The 15,784-nt window shown below is 57.7% G+C and carries 15 protein-coding genes; 6 read left to right on the top strand and 9 right to left on the bottom strand.

The features are described from left to right. Window positions 1-61: 61 nt before the first annotated feature. Window positions 62-1,714: a bifunctional UDP-sugar hydrolase/5'-nucleotidase UshA gene (ushA, locus tag SK54_RS18165; RefSeq protein WP_017383219.1), complete on the top strand. Its 1,653-nt coding sequence runs from the start codon at window positions 62-64 to the stop codon at window positions 1,712-1,714. A gap of 92 nt (window positions 1,715-1,806) precedes the next feature. Here the strand turns inward: ushA and ybaK are convergent, their stop codons facing one another. The 3 genes from ybaK to copA all read right to left on the bottom strand — a co-directional run bounded on the left by ybaK (window position 1,807) and on the right by copA (window position 5,828). Beyond that, on the bottom strand, window positions 1,807-2,286 hold the full coding sequence (gene ybaK, locus SK54_RS18160) for a Cys-tRNA(Pro)/Cys-tRNA(Cys) deacylase YbaK (RefSeq protein WP_010428207.1): 480 nt from the start codon (window positions 2,284-2,286) through the stop codon (window positions 1,807-1,809). Between the two features lie 198 nt (window positions 2,287-2,484). After that, window positions 2,485-3,279 carry a TraB/GumN family protein gene (locus tag SK54_RS18155; protein ID WP_017383220.1) on the bottom strand — a complete coding sequence of 265 codons (795 nt, stop codon included), beginning with the start codon at window positions 3,277-3,279 and terminating at the stop codon, window positions 2,485-2,487. Window positions 3,280-3,329: 50 nt separating this feature from the next. Next, a complete protein-coding gene (gene copA / locus SK54_RS18150; RefSeq protein ID WP_048247731.1) occupies window positions 3,330-5,828 on the bottom strand; it encodes a copper-exporting P-type ATPase CopA in 2,499 nt (832 codons plus the stop codon). A 108-nt stretch (window positions 5,829-5,936) separates the two neighbouring features. On the opposite strand from copA, the gene cueR reads away from it, so the two are divergent. Further along, window positions 5,937-6,347: a Cu(I)-responsive transcriptional regulator gene (gene cueR, locus SK54_RS18145; RefSeq protein WP_017383222.1), complete on the top strand. Its 411-nt coding sequence runs from the start codon at window positions 5,937-5,939 to the stop codon at window positions 6,345-6,347. On the opposite strand, the gene SK54_RS18140 is transcribed toward cueR, so the two are convergent. The 3 genes from SK54_RS18140 to SK54_RS18130 form a co-directional block, all read right to left on the bottom strand. Then, the gene (locus SK54_RS18140; protein ID WP_015571238.1) at window positions 6,344-6,796 is read right to left on the bottom strand and encodes an NfeD family protein; all 453 of its coding nucleotides are present in this window, start codon (window positions 6,794-6,796) and stop codon (window positions 6,344-6,346) included. The genes cueR and SK54_RS18140 overlap by 4 nt on opposite strands. Then, window positions 6,793-7,707 carry an SPFH domain-containing protein gene (locus SK54_RS18135; RefSeq protein WP_003858941.1) on the bottom strand — a complete coding sequence of 305 codons (915 nt, stop codon included), beginning with the start codon at window positions 7,705-7,707 and terminating at the stop codon, window positions 6,793-6,795. The genes SK54_RS18140 and SK54_RS18135 overlap by 4 nt, the downstream gene beginning before the upstream one ends. A gap of 154 nt (window positions 7,708-7,861) precedes the next feature. Further along, window positions 7,862-8,716 (bottom strand): hypothetical protein, encoded by an 855-nt coding sequence (locus SK54_RS18130; RefSeq protein ID WP_015571236.1) that lies wholly within the window; start codon window positions 8,714-8,716, stop codon window positions 7,862-7,864. Window positions 8,717-8,858: 142 nt separating this feature from the next. Here SK54_RS18130 and fetA point away from each other — a divergent pair, with 142 nt between their 5' ends. Beyond that, window positions 8,859-9,530, top strand: coding sequence for an iron efflux ABC transporter ATP-binding subunit FetA (gene fetA, locus SK54_RS18125; RefSeq protein ID WP_015571235.1), 672 nt, complete (start codon window positions 8,859-8,861; stop codon window positions 9,528-9,530). After that, window positions 9,523-10,305, top strand: coding sequence for an iron efflux ABC transporter permease subunit FetB (gene fetB / locus SK54_RS18120; RefSeq protein ID WP_017383223.1), 783 nt, complete (start codon window positions 9,523-9,525; stop codon window positions 10,303-10,305). The genes fetA and fetB overlap by 8 nt, the downstream gene beginning before the upstream one ends. Window positions 10,306-10,356: 51 nt before the next feature. On the opposite strand, the gene SK54_RS18115 is transcribed toward fetB, so the two are convergent. From SK54_RS18115 to tesA, 3 genes are read right to left on the bottom strand one after another with little or no spacing between them, the layout of a single operon-like run. Continuing rightward, the gene (locus SK54_RS18115) at window positions 10,357-11,211 is read right to left on the bottom strand and encodes a co-chaperone YbbN (RefSeq protein ID WP_003858935.1); all 855 of its coding nucleotides are present in this window, start codon (window positions 11,209-11,211) and stop codon (window positions 10,357-10,359) included. Window positions 11,212-11,269: 58 nt separating this feature from the next. Further along, window positions 11,270-12,079, bottom strand: a complete 810-nt coding sequence (locus tag SK54_RS18110) for an SDR family oxidoreductase (RefSeq protein ID WP_006809829.1) — start codon at window positions 12,077-12,079, stop codon at window positions 11,270-11,272. Next, a complete protein-coding gene (gene tesA, locus SK54_RS18105) occupies window positions 12,060-12,692 on the bottom strand; it encodes a multifunctional acyl-CoA thioesterase I/protease I/lysophospholipase L1 (RefSeq protein ID WP_003858933.1) in 633 nt (210 codons plus the stop codon). The genes SK54_RS18110 and tesA overlap by 20 nt, the downstream gene beginning before the upstream one ends. Here tesA and ybbA point away from each other — a divergent pair. Continuing rightward, on the top strand, window positions 12,663-13,349 hold the full coding sequence (gene ybbA, locus SK54_RS18100; protein WP_017383226.1) for a putative ABC transporter ATP-binding protein YbbA: 687 nt from the start codon (window positions 12,663-12,665) through the stop codon (window positions 13,347-13,349). The two genes, tesA and ybbA, sit on opposite strands and share 30 nt — an antisense overlap. Continuing rightward, entirely contained in the window at window positions 13,346-15,760 is a 2,415-nt protein-coding gene (gene ybbP / locus SK54_RS18095; protein ID WP_048247729.1) for a putative ABC transporter permease subunit YbbP, read from the top strand. Before ybbA ends, ybbP begins: the two co-directional genes overlap by 4 nt. The last annotated feature ends 24 nt before the right edge of the window (window positions 15,761-15,784 follow it).

Raw genomic sequence — 15,784 nt, 5'->3', positions numbered from 1 at the left:
TTGTCTATTCTTGTGAGTCACTGTAATTTTTGCGTTTGTCTATGGGTCAGGGAGAGAGAAGATGAAGTTAATGAAGCGTGGCGTCGCGCTGGCGCTCATCGCCGCATGGGGGCTGACAAGCCTGCCCGCGCAGGCGTATGAAAAAGATAAAACCTATAAAATTACCATTCTGCATACTAACGATCATCACGGCCATTTCTGGCGCAGCGAATACGGTGAATATGGCCTGGCGGCGCAAAAAACGCTGGTGGACGGCATTCGTAAAGAGGTCGCGGCCCAGGGCGGCAGCGTCCTGCTGCTATCGGGCGGGGATATTAATACCGGGGTGCCGGAATCTGATTTACAGGATGCCGAGCCTGATTTCCGCGGCATGAATTTAATTGGTTACGACGCGATGGCGGTCGGAAACCACGAGTTTGATAATCCGCTGAGCGTGTTGCGCCAGCAGGAGAAGTGGTCCAAATTCCCGTTCCTTTCCGCCAATATTTATCAGAAAAGCACCGGCGAGCGCCTGTTTAAACCGTGGGCGCTGTTTAAGCGTCAGGATCTGAAGATCGCGGTCATCGGCTTAACCACCGACGATACGGCCAAAATTGGTAATCCTGAATTTTTCACCGACATTGAATTCCGTAAACCGGCGGACGAAGCGAAGCTGGTGATCCAGGAGTTGCAGCAGAATGAAAAACCGGATGTGATTATCGCGACCACCCACATGGGGCATTACGATAACGGTCAGCACGGCTCTAACGCGCCGGGCGACGTGGAGATGGCGCGCAGCCTTCCTGCGGGCTCGCTGGCGATGATTGTGGGCGGTCACTCACAGGATCCGGTCTGCATGGCTTCTGAGAATAAAAAGCAGGCAGATTATGTGCCCGGCACGCCGTGCGCGCCTGATCGTCAGAACGGGATCTGGATTGTACAGGCCCACGAGTGGGGTAAATACGTTGGCCGCGCGGATTTCGAATTCCGTAACGGCGAAATGAAGCTGGTGCACTATCAGCTCATCCCGGTCAACCTGAAGAAGAAAGTGACCTACCCGGATGGCAAAAGCGAGCGGGTACTCTACACGCCAGAGATCGCTGAAAACCAGCAGATGCTCTCTTTGCTGACGCCGTTCCAGAGCAAAGGGAAAGCGCAGCTGGACGTGAAGATTGGCACGCTTAACGGACGACTGGAAGGGGACCGCAGCAAAGTCCGCTTTGTACAGACCAACATGGGGCGTCTGGTGCTGGCCGCGCAGATGGCGCGCACGAATGCTGATTTCGGCGTGATGAGCGGCGGCGGTATTCGTGATTCCATTGAAGGCGGAGACATCACCTATAAAGACGTGCTCAAAGTGCAGCCGTTTGGCAACGTGGTGGTCTATGCGGACATGAGCGGGAAGGAGGTGATTGACTACCTGACCGCCGTGGCGCAGATGAAGCCGGATTCCGGGGCGTATCCGCAGTTTGCTAACGTCAGCTTCGTCGCGAAGGACGGCAAGCTTAACGATCTCAAAATCAAAGGCGAACCGGTTGATCCGGCGAAAACCTACCGCCTGGCAACGTTAAGCTTTAACGCCACCGGCGGCGACGGCTATCCGCATATCGATAACAAACCGGGCTATGTAAATACCGGGTTTATTGATGCGGAAGTGTTGAAGCAGTTTATCCAGCAAAATTCACCGATTGACGTGAACATGTATGAGCCGAAAGGCGAGGTGAGCTGGCAGTAGTGCGTTTTTTTTTTGCCGGGTGGCGGCTTCGCCTTACCCGGCCTACATTCGAATCGTAGGCCCGGTAAGCGCAGCGCCACCGGGCAATTTTCTCAATCCCGGCGCGCAATATCCGCAAATTTCGCGTCCAGCATTTTCGCCAGATCGCCTGCGGCCAGTTCGATATCCAGCCCGCGTTTGCCGCCAGAAATATAGATCGTCTCAAATTCCTGCGAAGGCGCATCGATCAGCGTCGGCAGACGCTTTTTCTGGCCGAGCGGGCTGATCCCGCCGACCAGATAACCCGTTGTGCGTTGCGCAACCATCGGGTCTGCCATATCGACCTTTTTCGCTCCCAGCGCTTTGGCCACTTTCTTCAGATCAAGCTGTCCGGCGACGGGCGTCACTGCCACGGCGAGGTGCTTCATATCGCCGTTCACCGCGACCAGCAGCGTTTTGTAGACCTGGTCCGCGTTCAGCCCCAGCTTGCGCACCACTTCATCACCAAAGTTGGTTTCGTTCGGATCGTGATCGTAGGTGTGGATCCGGAAAGAAATTTTGTTTTTTTCGAGTAATTTAACGGCGGGAGTCATGGCTATCCTTCTTACGACAGACGATTCATACCAGCAGCATACGCCTGACGTTTGTCTAAAAAATAGCACCATCTTGCGCAATAGTATTGGCAGTGATGGTTACTTTGAGCGACAATCGGCGTAGCCGAAGGTCACTTCGGTATAATAAAAACGATGAAATTCCTCTTTGACGGGCCAATAGAGATATTGGCCATTTTTTTATTTCAGCAGCGACGGCAAATTCCCTTCTCCGTACAAATGCAACGCGCCAACCGCGACAACATAACGACCGGCAGGCAGGGCATATAGTGTCTCCCGCCACGCCTGGTTGCGCGCGTTCATCAGCACATCATACAACGATTCACTGAATGTCGACGGTAACGCCAGCTTACCGTCTGCGGGCGGCGCATCCAGCCACCAGCCAATCATCGTTTGCAGCAGACGCGCGTTGGTGTGCCAGTGGGTCAGGGTATCATCCAGCAGCATCAGGCCGTCATCGGGAAGCTGGCGAAGAAGCGCAATCTGGCTGTCCGTGCCTTCCAGTTCAATGACGGACAGGTTGCGCGCCCTTGCCGCATTCAGCAGTTGATAATCGATACCGTAATCGCCGCGCAGCCCCAGGCGCTGCGCCTGGGTGGCCTGTAACACCATGGCAATTTGCCACAGGGGCAGAGTGTCGAGCATTGAGAGCGAGACGCCGGTCTCATCCGCAAGACGGGTAAGCTCAGCCAGCTGCGTCCCGTTAAGACGTTCCGCCAGGGGGCGATCGCTTTCCAGCCCGGCAAACGGCGATTCATGGCCGGAGATGTCGGCTTCGACGATCAGCGCGTCGGCGCGCTTCAGCAGTTTAATCAGGCCGGAGGGCAGGGGGGACATGTCCTGCGTGCCCATATGAATGCTTCCCACCAGGTGCAGATGCTGCCCGCCCGGAAGCGAAATATCCATACCGGGCCAGGCATAACGGCGGGGAAAAAGGGCGCGAAACGATGTTTTTAGACGATTAAACAGACCCATACGCGCTCCATGATCGGAAAGGTTCATGCTAGCGCGTACGGGTACAAGGTTCAATCCTTCGGTTTAAACCGCAGCAGGCGGTTAGCGTTGCTCACCACGGTAATTGACGAGAGCGCCATCGCCGCACCCGCAACAACCGGGTTCAGCAGGGTGCCGGTCAGCGGCCACAAAATCCCGGCGGCAATCGGAATGCCGAGTGAGTTATAGACGAAGGCCCCCAGCAGGTTCTGCTTCATGTTGCGCAACGTGGCTTTCGAAATCGCCAGCGCATCCGCCACCCCCATCAGGCTGTGGCGCATCAGGGTGATCGCCGCGGTTTCAATGGCGACATCGCTCCCGCCGCCCATCGCAATGCCTACGTCAGCCTGCGCCAGCGCCGGGGCGTCGTTGATGCCGTCGCCCACCATCGCCACCTGGCGACCCTGACTTTGCAGGTTCTTGATGGCGTCCGCTTTGCCGTCCGGCAGCACGCCCGCGATCACCTCATCAATACCGGCTTCTTTCGCAATGGCGTTGGCGGTGGTCGGGTTGTCCCCGGTCAGCATCACCAGACGATAGCCCGCGCGGTGCAGGCGCTGTAAGGCATCTACGCTGTCCTGGCGTAACGGATCGCGCACGGCCAGCAGCGCCGCCACCTGACCATCCCTCGCCAGCAGAACCGGCGTCGCGCCCTGAGAGGCCTGCGCGTTTAGCTCTGCGTCCAGCGCGGACGTATCAACGCCGTGTTCAGTCAGCAGCGCCTGGTTGCCCAGCAGCAGCGTATGGCCTTCGGCTTCACCGCTGACCCCTAAACCGCGCAGGGTACGGAAGTTGCTGATCTGCGGTAGACGGGCATCACCGGCTTTCTCCAGGATGGCGCGCGCCAGCGGGTGACTGGAACCTTGTTCCAGCGCGGCGGCCAGGCGCAGGGCATCCGTCTCCGTACAGCCAACGGTACTGACGGCCACCACCTGCGGTTTGCCCTCGGTGAGCGTGCCGGTTTTATCAAAGACAAGGGTGTCCAGCGTGCTTGCCCGTTGCAGGGCGTCAGCATCACGGACCAGTACGCCAAATTCGGCGGCGCGTCCGACGCCAGAGATAATCGACATCGGCGTGGCCAGGCCAAGGGCACAAGGGCAGGCGATGATCAGCACCGTGGTGGCGATCACCAGGGTGTAGACAATCTGCGGCGCCGGGCCGAAGAAATACCAGATCGCCGCGCTCAGCAGGGCAATACCGACGACCACCGGCACAAAAATGGCGGAGATTTTATCGGCAAGCTGACCAATCTCCGGCTTACTGCTCTGCGCCTGGCGGACCATGCGAATGATGCGTGACAGCGTGGTATGGCTCCCGACCGCGCTGGCGCGGAACAGTACGCTGCCGTCCTGTACCACCGTACCCGCATGCACCGCATCGCCCTGAGATTTCTGCTGGGGTATCGGCTCGCCGGTCAGCATCGCTTCATCCAGCCAGGCATCGCCCTGGGTGATTTCACCGTCGACGGGCACGCGGTCGCCGGTGGTCAGGCGCAGCGTCATTCCCGGCTGTACCTCTGAGAGCGGAACGCTTTTTTCCCCGTCGTCCGTGACCACGCGGGCCGTCGGCGGGGTTAAATCGAGTAATCTTTCCAGCGCTTTCGACGAGCGCTGACGCGCGCGGGCTTCGAGCATATGGCCTAAGTTAATCAGACCGATAATCATCGCACTCGCTTCATAATAGAGATGGCGCGCCTCCATCGGGAACCACTGCGGCCAGACGTTCACGCTCATCGAATACAGCCACGCCGCGCCGGTACCGAGCGCGACCAGCGTGTCCATCGTCGCGGTGCGGTTTTTCAGGCTCTTCCAGGCGCTGGTATAGAAATGTCCGCCAGCAAACACCATCACCGCAAGGGTAATCAGACCAATCACCAGCCACAGGGTGCGGTTGTCAGCGGTGACCATCATGTTGTCACCCATCATGCCCCACACCATCACCGGAATACCGACCAGCAGGGCGACAATCGCCTGCCAGCGGAAACGCTTCATAGTGGCGACAGCCGTTTCCTGCTGGCGCTCGCGGCGCTCGGCATCATCTTCGATGGCCTCCGCCCCGTAGCCCGCTTTCTCCACGGCCTGCACTAACTCTGCGGCGGAGGCGCTGCCCATCACCAGCGCAGTACGCTCCGCCAGGTTTACCCGTGCCTGTGCGACGCCCGGTACCGCCTGTAAGGCGTTTTGTACCCGGGAGACGCAGCTGGCGCAGCTCATGCCGTTGATCAGCAGCTGTTGGCTGTCATCAATATCATCAGCTACCGGAAGCTCAGGAGTGGCCGCTGTCAGTGCTTCCGACGGGGATGATGACTCTGCCAGCGGTTTAGCCTTTGGGTGGCTTAACTCCGCCCCGTAACCGGCCTGTTTAATGGTATCAATCAGCGCGTCGGCGCTGGCGCTGCCGGTCACGGCGGCATGATCGATACTCACCTCAGCGCTTTCCACGTCAGGACGCTGCTCCAGGCTTTCTTTAACGCGTTTGACACAGTGGCCGCAGGAGAGGCCGTCCAGTGTCAGGTCAATAGTGTGAGACATAACAAAACTCCCGTATAATGTTCTGGTCAATTGTTGACCTTCACTCTGCTTTTCGCTAACTGTTATGAAGGTTAAACCTTCCATCAAGGGGAAGGTCAAGGGGGAAATGTGAATATCAGCGATGTTGCGAAAAAAACCGGCTTAACCAGCAAAGCGATTCGCTTTTATGAGGAAAAAGGGCTGGTGACGCCACCGTTGCGCAGTGAGAACGGCTACCGCAGCTATACGCAGCTGCATCTTGATGAACTGACGTTACTGCGCCAGGCAAGACAGGTAGGATTTAACCTTGAAGAGTGCGGCGAGCTGGTTAACCTGTTTAACGATCCGAAACGCCACAGTGCCGACGTGAAAAAACGTACGCTGGAAAAAGTGGCGGAGATCGAACGCCATATCATCGAATTACAGGCGATGCGTGAGCAACTGTTACAGCTGGCAGAATCCTGCCCGGGAGATGACAGCGCCGAGTGCCCGATTATCGACAATCTTTCCGGCTGCTGCCACCGTAAAACCCACGCCTAACAGGCTTTAACCCGCAGAGTAATGCCTTCCACCGCAATGACCTCAACCCGCGTGCCGGCGCTGAGGTCATCGTCGGCCACCACCGGCCACGAACTGTCCCCCACGCGCATATGACCGCGTCCGTTGATCAGCGCGTTATCAAGCGTAAAGCGTCTACCCACGATCTGCTGCCCACGCTGGTTGAGGTGCGCGTCGACCGGCTTCTGCGCCTTCACCCGTTTGTTCAGCCAGCGCCACCACAGCCAGGCGGCCAGCAGCGTCAGCACGGCAAACAGCGCGCCCTGCCACTCCCAGCCGACAGGCAGCAGCCAGACGACCAGCCCGGTAATCACCGCGGCAACCCCGCTCCACAGCAGATAACCGTTGCCGCCAAGCATCTCGGCGGCCAGCAGTAAGCCGCCAAGGCTTAGCCAGAACGCATGAGGATGTGCAACGATGAGCTCTATCATTTTTTACGCTCGTTTCCGCCGTCTTTGATCAACTCGGCAATTCCGGCGATAGATCCCATCAGACTGCTGGCATCCAGCGGCATCATTACCACCTTGCTGTTGTTCGCGGAGCCGATCTCCTTCAGCGCATCGGTATATTTTTGCGCGACGAAGTAGTTCACGGCCTGGATATCCCCGGCGGCAATCGCCTCGGAGACCATTTGCGTCGCGCGGGCTTCCGCTTCTGCCGAACGTTCACGCGCTTCCGCCTGGAGGAAGGCAGACTGACGGTCGCCCTCGGCTTTCAGGATCTGCGACTGTTTTTCCCCTTCCGCTTTCAGGATTTCAGCCTGACGCACCCCTTCGGCTTCAAGAATATAGGCACGCTTGGTACGCTCGGCCTTCATCTGCGCGTTCATGGAAGCAATCAGCTCTGCCGGTGGGCGCACGTCGCGGATCTCAATGCGTGTCACTTTGATCCCCCACGGATTGGTGGCTTCATCCACAATGTGCAGCAGGCGGGTATTAATGCTGTCGCGCTGGGAGAGCATTTCGTCCAGCTCCATTGAGCCAAGCACGGTACGGATGTTGGTCATGGTCAGGTTGACGATCGCCAGCTCCAGGTTGCTCACCTCATAGGCCGCTTTCGGCGCATCAATCACCTGAATAAAGCACACCGCATCGATGGTGACGTTGGCGTTATCCTTGGAGATGACTTCCTGGGAAGGGATATCCAGCACCTGCTCCATCATATTGATCTTACGCCCAATTCTGTCCATGAACGGGACGATCAGGCTTAAACCCGGCTGAAGAGTATTGGTGTAGCGACCGAAGCGTTCGACGGTCCACTGGTAACCCTGCGGGACAATTTTGACGCCTGCGCCCACGATAACCAGCGCAACGAATATAAGGACAGGAACAACGATGAGCATAAAAACCTCCTGTTTTGCATGCCGTAACGAGAAAAACTGCGTATTTGTTGAACGTAAGTATATCGGCTAACGAACAGGATTTCGCCCCTGTAAAGAGGTGGGAACCGGACTGGCAGAAATAAAACGCCCCGTTCGGGATGCGGGGCGCAAAGCGTTACTTTTCAGACCAGGTATAGCTGAAGTCAGTGATAAACCCATCCCCGGCGTCAGCGATAGCTTTTGATAAGCCCTGATAGTATTTTTCCAGGCCGATGGCCTCTATCTGCTGGATCTGCTCGCGAACGGGAGCGCAGAACAATACCGCATTGCCCGCCCCGACACGTTTGTTGTTCGGCGGCAGATCGCCGGTAATCGCCTTAAACCAGGTTCTGATCCCTTGCTTTAAGCTGTGCGGCGCTTTTGTAAGATCCTCCTGGCCGGTCAGCACCTGTAGGGTAGGGAATTCATTAGCATTGACGGCGGTTTTCATACGCGCAAAGAACGCGGTAAAAAGCTCAAAAGAGCCGAGATCCGTGACGCGAGGCTTGGTGGTTTTTCCGTTTTTATTGCCCATTTTTCCGGCAGGGGCTGTAGGCGCCGGAACCACATTGACCTTATGCAGATCCAGACCAAACAGCAGATTGCAGTGCGCCCGGCGCTCTTTAAGCGGATAGGACATCAACACGTCAATAAACGCCGTCGCCTTCACATCGGCCAGATCATGGTTAATCAGCCATTGCGAGCGGGCAAATTCCGCGGGGGAAACGAACCAGTCCGGCACCTCAGTAAAGCGTCTGGATTTACCCTTGCCGTCAAACTCGAGAAAGTAAGCCCCATCATCGAAAGCAAAATAGCAGTTTTTAAAGCTACCGATTGTGGTGTTAACGATGAGCGCCTTCTTAACAAAATCGACCACCTCTGCACCCATGACAAAACGCGTGAGTTCAGAAGAATTGATGACTTCCATTAATGTTTCCACATCAGGAACACCAGGCTTCAGGGAAGAGAACTCATAAAAGATATGTGTCATGTTGCTGACTTCCTGTAGTTATAGAGGTGACAATTAGCGAGCAAAAAGTTTAACACTTGCTATAGGTTAAGGCTATTCGCGCTGCGTAGCGGAAAGGATTATGCTAAAGGCTGTTCTTATTACAGCGGTTAATGGAATCGGAATGAATAATAAAAAAAATCTTCTGGATATCAGGGATGTTGGCTTTCGTGTGGGTGATAACACCATCCTTCAGCACGTTGATTTTTGTCTCTCTCCGGGCGAATTTAAACTGATAACTGGCCCCTCCGGCTGCGGCAAAAGCACCCTCCTGAAAATCGTGGCTTCGCTACTGAGCCCAACGGAGGGAACCATCCTGTTTGCAGGAAAAGATATCGCCACGCTTTCACCGGAAAGCTATCGCCAGCAGGTGTCATACTGCGTGCAAACGCCGTCCCTGTTTGGCGACACGGTGTACGACAATCTGGTTTTCCCCTGGCACATCCGCAACCAAACGCCTGATCCAAAAAAGTTTACCGACGATCTGACTCGGTTCGGGCTTTCGCCGGAGACGCTGACCAAATCGATCGCCGAACTGTCGGGAGGGGAAAAGCAGCGCGTCTCGCTGATCCGTAACCTGCAGTTCTTGCCGAAGGCGCTGTTGCTGGACGAAATCACCAGCGCGCTGGATGACGCTAACAAGCGCAACGTCAATGACATTATCCATCGCTACGCCCGGGAGCAGAATATTGCCGTGCTGTGGGTGACGCATGATTCAAATGAAATTACCCATGCGGATGATGTCATCACGCTCAGGCCGCAGGGCGGGAAAATGGAGGAGGCTCATCGTGGGTGAACATAACATAACCAACGAATCGCTGGCGCTGTCGATGGTCCTGGTGCTGGTGGCGATTGTGGTCAGCTACCGGGAAAAGCTGGGGCTGGAAAAAGATATTCTTTGGAGTATCGCCCGCGCGGTCATTCAGCTCATCATCGTCGGCTATGTGTTGAAATACATCTTCAACGTCAATCATGCCGTGCTGACCCTGTTGATGGTGCTGTTTATCTGCTTTAACGCGGCATGGAACGCGCAGAAACGCAGTAAATACATCGATAAAGCGTTCATTTCGTCGTTGATCGCCATCACTACCGGGACCGCGTTAACGCTGGCGGTACTGGTACTCTCCGGCTCGATAGAATTTACGCCGATGCAGGTGATCCCCATTTCCGGGATGATTGCGGGCAATGCGATGGTGGCGGTCGGGTTGTGCTACAACAATCTGGGGCAACGGTTCAGCAGTGAACAGCAGCAGCTTCAGGAGAAGCTAAGCCTGGGCGCGACGCCGAAGGTGGCCTCTGCGCGGTTGATCCGCGACAGCATTCGCTCTTCGCTGATCCCAACGGTGGATTCCGCCAAAACGGTGGGTCTGGTGAGCCTGCCGGGCATGATGTCGGGGCTGATTTTTGCCGGTATCGATCCGGTAAAAGCGATTAAGTACCAGATTATGGTGACGTTTATGCTGCTCTCTACGGCGAGCCTGTCCACCATCATTGCCTGCTACCTGACCTATCGGAAGTTTTACAACGCGCGCCACCAGCTGGTGGTGACGCAGTTGAAAAAGACGGGGTAATATCGGCTTTTGTAGGCCCGGTAAGCGTTAGCGCCACCGGGCATTTTTTTACTAGTAGAGCAACGCGTACAGCTGACGACGATATTTCGACGCCAGCGCGTCACCGGTACCCAGCGCGGCCAGGATCTCCTGGAACATCTTCCGCGCCTGTCCGTCTGCGGCGCCCAGGTCCTTCTGAAGATGGCTAAACAGCAGCTCCAGCGCCTCTTCGTTACGCCCCACCTGATGAAGCTGAAGCGCCAGCTGGCTTGCCAGCGCGGCATCCTGCGGGTTGTCCGCAACCTGCTGCTGAAGCTGCTGAATTTCAGGGGTATCGGCTGCCTGTTTCAGCAGGTCAATCTGCGCCACCAGACCCTGATAACGGGTATCCTGATCCTGCATCGGCACCGTTTTCAGCACGGCTTCCGCGTCTTCAGGGCGGTGCAGCGCAATCTGGGTCTCTGCCAGCAGCAGACCAATCTGGCTGTTCTGGTTCGACAGCTGCCACGCGTCTTTTAACAGCGGCAGCGCCTCGTCGTACTTGCCTTCCTGCATCAGCGCCATGGCTTCCTGCGCTTTCAGCTCTTCTTCGCGCGGCAGAACTTTATCCAGCAGGGCGCGGATCGCCTCTTCCGGCTGCGGCCCCTGGAAGCCATCCACCGGCTGACCGTTCTGGAACAGGTAGACGGTTGGGATCGCGCGCAGGCCAAACTGGGAAGCCACCATTGGTTCGGCGTCACAATCCAGCTTCGCCAGAATGAACTGACCGTTGTACTGCGCGGCAAGGCTTTCCAGGACCGGCGTCAGTTGCAGGCAGTGTTGGCTGCGTTCAGACCAGAAGTAGAACAGCACCGGTTTAGTCATTGACTGTTCGAGCGTCTGTTGCAGGTTAGCTTCAGTTATGTTGACGATATTCTGTACGGACATGCGGCATTCTCTTTTATCGGTTTACTCTTTACATGGGGGTAAGCGTCGTCGCTTCAACTCAACCCTGCAAAATTTTGTCCATCATCCGCCCCGGCAGCAGGCGTTTCAACCAGCCGACGGCATGGGTTACCAGCGTGACCGGATAGCGCATTTTAGGGGTATCGCTCTCAAACGCGTGGCGCACTTTGGCAACGACGGCTTCTGGCCCAAGCGTAAAACGCGCCGCGATGCCGGGGTTTTCGACCGGTTTGTCCGCCTGCGTCTGGTTAACGTTTTCCGTAAAGCGGGTGCGGATCGGGCCCGGTTCAATCAGGCTGACCTTAATACCGCTGTGGCGCAGCTCCATGCGCAACGCATCGGACCAGGCTTCAAGCGCATATTTGCTGGCGGCGTAAGCCCCGCGGCCCGGCGTGGAGATCAGGCCCATGACCGAGGAGGTCATCACGATGCGCCCTTCGCCGTGCGGCAGCATGGCGGGGAGAAGGCGCATGGTAAGCTGATGCGCCCCGAAAAAGTTTGCGGAGAACTGCTGCTCCAGCTGTTCCCGTGAGAGAGTCTGTAGCGGGCCGTACACGCCGTAGCCCGCATTGTTGAAGAGACCGTAAAGACGGTTGTTGGTCAGGGCGATAACCTCATCGGCGGCCTGCTCTACGCTCTCTGGCGAATCGAGATCCAGCAGAATGCCGGTAAATCCCAGCCCTCGCATGCGTTCGACATCCTCGGGTTTGCGGCAGGCTGCCAGTACCCAAAACCCCTGACGTTTCAGTTCAAGGGCGCTTTCAAGGCCAATTCCGCTGGAACATCCTGTTATTAAGACCGATTTTTGCATAACTTTACCTGTCAGGTTCTCAGCTGTTTGACGAGTCATGTTTTACTAAAGGAGCCAGCCGGGTTGCCATCCAGTCGGCAATGAACGGCTGGGCATCGCGATTGGGGTGAATGCCATCATCCTGCATCCACTGGGGTTTCAGATAGACCTCTTCCATGAAAAATGGCAGCAGCGGAATATCAAACTCTTTGGCAAGCTTAGGATAGATCGCGCTAAACGCCTCATTATACCGACGGCCGTAGTTGGCGGGCAGGCGAATTTGCATCAGCAGCGGCTGGGCATTGGCGGCCTTAATGGTCTGCAAAATGGTCCGCAGCGTTTGCTCCGTTTGCTGAGGCTGGAAGCCGCGCAAACCATCATTACCGCCTAGTTCAACCAGCACCCAACGCGGTTGATGCTGCTTAAGCAGGGCAGGCAGGCGCGATAAGCCTTGCTGCGACGTATCGCCGCTGATGCTGCCGTTCACGACAGACGCCCGGGACTGCCATTTATCATTGAGCAGGGCGGGCCAGGCCGCACTGGCGGCCATACGATAGCCCGCGCTCAGGCTGTCGCCCAGAATTAATAACGTGTCCGCAGCCGCCGCGCGGAAGGTCATCAGCATCAAAAACAGGAAGGGCAAATGCCAGCGGAAAACATTGTTGAAGTTCATCGTCTTAAGAAGTCCGTCGGTCAGGGAGAACACGAGCTTTCCATCCTCACCGGAGTTGAACTCGTTGTCAAACGTGCCGAAACCATCGCCCTGATTGGTGAATCCGGTTCCGGTAAGTCCACGCTGCTGGCCATTCTCGCTGGTCTGGACGATGGCAGCAGTGGGGAAGTGAACCTGGTCGGCCAGCCCCTCCACGCGCTTGATGAAGAAGCCCGCGCCGCGCTGCGTGCCCGGCATATCGGGTTTGTCTTTCAGTCATTCATGCTGATCCCGACGCTGAACGCGCTGGAAAACGTTGAGCTGCCCGGCCTGCTGCGTGGTGACAATACTCGTGAAAGCCGCGATCACGCGAAGGCGTTGCTGGAACAGCTGGGGCTAGGCAAACGACTCGACCATCTTCCGGCACAGCTTTCCGGCGGTGAGCAGCAGCGCGTGGCGCTGGCCCGGGCGTTTAACGGCCGCCCGGAAGTGCTGTTTGCCGATGAGCCAACGGGCAATCTCGACCGTAAAACCGGGGACAAAATTGCCGATCTGCTGTTTTCCCTCAACCGCGAGCACGGCACCACGCTGATTCTGGTTACCCACGATCCGCAGCTGGCCGCCCGCTGCGACCGCCGCCTGCGGCTGGTGAACGGTATTCTTCAGGAGGAAGCATGATTGCCCGCTGGTTCTGGCGCGAGTGGCGCTCGCCCTCGCTGCTGATTGTCTGGCTGGCGTTGAGCCTGGCGGTGGCCTGCGTGCTGGCGCTCGGCAGCGTCAGCGATCGTATGGAGAAAGGGCTTAGCCAGCAGAGTCGGGAATTTATGGCCGGGGACCGGGCTCTGCAAAGTTCTCGCCCCGTGCCGCCGGGCTGGATTGAGGAAGCGCGCAAAGAGGGGCTGAAGGTAGGGGAGCAGATCACCTTTCAGACCATGACCTTTGCGGGCGACACGCCGCAGCTTGCCAGCGTAAAAGCCGTGGATGACATCTACCCGATGTACGGTAACTTACAAACAAGCCCGCCGGGGCTAAAACCGACGGCCGGTACGGTCCTGCTGGCATCGCGACTGATGGCGCTTCTTAACCTGAAACCCGGCGACAGTATCGACGTCGGCGACGCGACACTCAAAATTGCCGGGGAAGTAGTGCAGGAGCCCGACTCCGGATTTAATCCGTTCCAGCTTGCGCCGCGCCTGCTGATGAACACCGCGGATGTGGCGAAAACCCACGCCGTCCAGCCGGGAAGCCGTGTCACCTGGCGGTATAAGTTTGGCGGGACGCCTGCGCAGCTGGAGGCGTACGAAAAATGGCTCCTGCCGCAGCTCAAGCCGGAACACCGCTGGTACGGGCTGGAACAGGATGACGGGGCGCTCGGCAAATCTCTTGAACGTTCTCAGCAGTTCCTGCTGCTGTCGGCGCTGTTAACCCTGCTGCTTGCCATTGCGGCGGTTGCCGTGGCGATGGGGCACTACTGCCGCAGCCGTTACGATCTGGTGGCGATCCTCAAAACCCTCGGCGCGGGCCGCACGCAGCTGCGCAAGCTGATTGTCGGCCAGTGGCTGATGGTGCTGGCGCTGTCGGCCCTGACCGGCGGGGCGATAGGACTGCTGTTTGAAAAGCTGCTGATGGTGCTGCTCAAACCGGTACTGCCCGCAGCATTACCGCCTGCCAGCCTCTGGCCGTGGCTGTGGGCCATCGGCGCGATGACGACGATCTCCCTGCTGGTGGGGTTACGCCCGTACCGGCTGCTGCTCGCCACCCAGCCGCTGCGCGTGCTGCGCCGCGATGTGGTGGCCAGCGTCTGGCCGCTGAAGTTCTACCTGCCGGTGATTATTGCGGTGGCGGTCGGGCTGTTGGCCTGGCTGATGGGCGGCAGCACGCTGCTGTGGGCGGTGCTGGCGGGCGCGGTGGTGCTGGCGCTGCTGTGCGGCGTAGTGGGCTGGATATTGCTTAATGTGCTGAGAAAGCTAACAGTTAAATCACTCCCCATACGGTTAGCAGTTAACCGCCTGCTGCACCAGCCGTGGTCTACCCTCAGCCAGCTCTCGGCATTTTCGCTGTCGTTTATGCTGCTGGCGCTTCTGCTGGTGCTGCGCGGGGATCTGCTGGATCGATGGCAGCAGCAGCTTCCGCCGGAAAGCCCGAACTATTTCCTGATCAACATTGCTCCCGAACAGGTGACGCCGCTGAAGGGTTTCCTGTCTGAGCATCACATTATTCCGGAATCGTTCTATCCGATCGTGCGCGCCCGCCTGACGCAGATCAACGGCCAGTCGACGGAGGGAAATAAGGATGAATCGCTCAACCGTGAACTCAACCTGACCTGGCAGGCGAAACGTCCGGATCATAACCCGATCGTTGCCGGCACCTGGCCGCCGAAAGCGGGGGAAGTGTCGATGGAGGAGGGGCTGGCGACACGCCTGAACGTGAAGCCCGGCGACAGCGTGACCTTCACCGGTGATACCCAGGATTTCACCGCCAAAGTTACCAGCCTGCGTAAAGTGGACTGGGAAAGCCTGCGACCAAACTTCTTCTTCATCTTCCCGCCGGGTGCGCTGGACGGACAGCCCCAGAGCTGGCTCACCAGCTTCCGCTGGGAAAACGGCAACGGCATGCTGACGCAGCTTAACCGGGAATTTCCGACGGTGAGCCTGCTGGATATCGGCGCGATCCTCAAACAGGTCGGGCAGGTGCTGGAGCAGGTGAGCCGCGCGCTGGAGGTGATGGTAGTGCTGGTGACCGTCTGCGGTGTGCTGTTGCTGCTGGCGCAGGTGCAGGTGGGCATGCGTCAGCGTCATCAGGAGCTGGTGGTCTACCGCACGCTGGGAGCCAGTAAACGGCTGCTGCGCGCCACGCTGTGGAGCGAATTTGCCCTGCTCGGTCTGGTGGCGGGCCTGGTGGCGGCCATCGGGGCGGAAACCGCGCTGGCGGTACTCCAGAGCAAAGTCTTCGACTTCCCGTGGGAGCCCGACTGGCGGCTGTGGCTCACGCTGCCCGTCTGCGGTGCCGTGCTGCTGTCCCTGTGCGGCGGCTGGCTCGGAACCCGGCTGTTGAAAGGTAAAGCGCTATTCCGCCAGTTTGTCAGCTAGTTTACTGACGTGATGATGACGCAC

This window comes from Enterobacter sp. MGH120 (genome assembly GCF_001037725.1).
Classification (GTDB): Bacteria; Pseudomonadota; Gammaproteobacteria; order Enterobacterales; family Enterobacteriaceae; genus Enterobacter; species Enterobacter hormaechei_C.
Note: the sequence above shows the minus strand (reverse complement) of the source record. Positions and strands in the feature narration are given on the sequence as shown.

What these genes read in the sequence shown, in the direction of transcription:
- ushA (WP_017383219.1), top strand. Translation starts at nt 62, where the DNA reads ATGAAGTTAATGAAGCGTGGCGTCGCGCTGGCGCTCATCGCCGCATGG.
- ybaK (WP_010428207.1), bottom strand. Translation starts at nt 2,286, where the DNA reads ATGACTCCCGCCGTTAAATTACTCGAAAAAAACAAAATTTCTTTCCGG.
- SK54_RS18140 (WP_015571238.1), bottom strand. Translation starts at nt 6,796, where the DNA reads ATGATAGAGCTCATCGTTGCACATCCTCATGCGTTCTGGCTAAGCCTT.
- ybbA (WP_017383226.1), top strand. Translation starts at nt 12,663, where the DNA reads ATGCCAGCGGAAAACATTGTTGAAGTTCATCGTCTTAAGAAGTCCGTC.
- SK54_RS18110 (WP_006809829.1), bottom strand. Translation starts at nt 12,079, where the DNA reads ATGACTCGTCAAACAGCTGAGAACCTGACAGGTAAAGTTATGCAAAAA.
- ybbP (WP_048247729.1), top strand. Translation starts at nt 13,346, where the DNA reads ATGATTGCCCGCTGGTTCTGGCGCGAGTGGCGCTCGCCCTCGCTGCTG.
- fetA (WP_015571235.1), top strand. Translation starts at nt 8,859, where the DNA reads ATGAATAATAAAAAAAATCTTCTGGATATCAGGGATGTTGGCTTTCGT.
- tesA (WP_003858933.1), bottom strand. Translation starts at nt 12,692, where the DNA reads ATGAACTTCAACAATGTTTTCCGCTGGCATTTGCCCTTCCTGTTTTTG.
- copA (WP_048247731.1), bottom strand. Translation starts at nt 5,828, where the DNA reads ATGTCTCACACTATTGACCTGACACTGGACGGCCTCTCCTGCGGCCAC.
- SK54_RS18135 (WP_003858941.1), bottom strand. Translation starts at nt 7,707, where the DNA reads ATGCTCATCGTTGTTCCTGTCCTTATATTCGTTGCGCTGGTTATCGTG.
- SK54_RS18115 (WP_003858935.1), bottom strand. Translation starts at nt 11,211, where the DNA reads ATGTCCGTACAGAATATCGTCAACATAACTGAAGCTAACCTGCAACAG.
- SK54_RS18155 (WP_017383220.1), bottom strand. Translation starts at nt 3,279, where the DNA reads ATGGGTCTGTTTAATCGTCTAAAAACATCGTTTCGCGCCCTTTTTCCC.
- SK54_RS18130 (WP_015571236.1), bottom strand. Translation starts at nt 8,716, where the DNA reads ATGACACATATCTTTTATGAGTTCTCTTCCCTGAAGCCTGGTGTTCCT.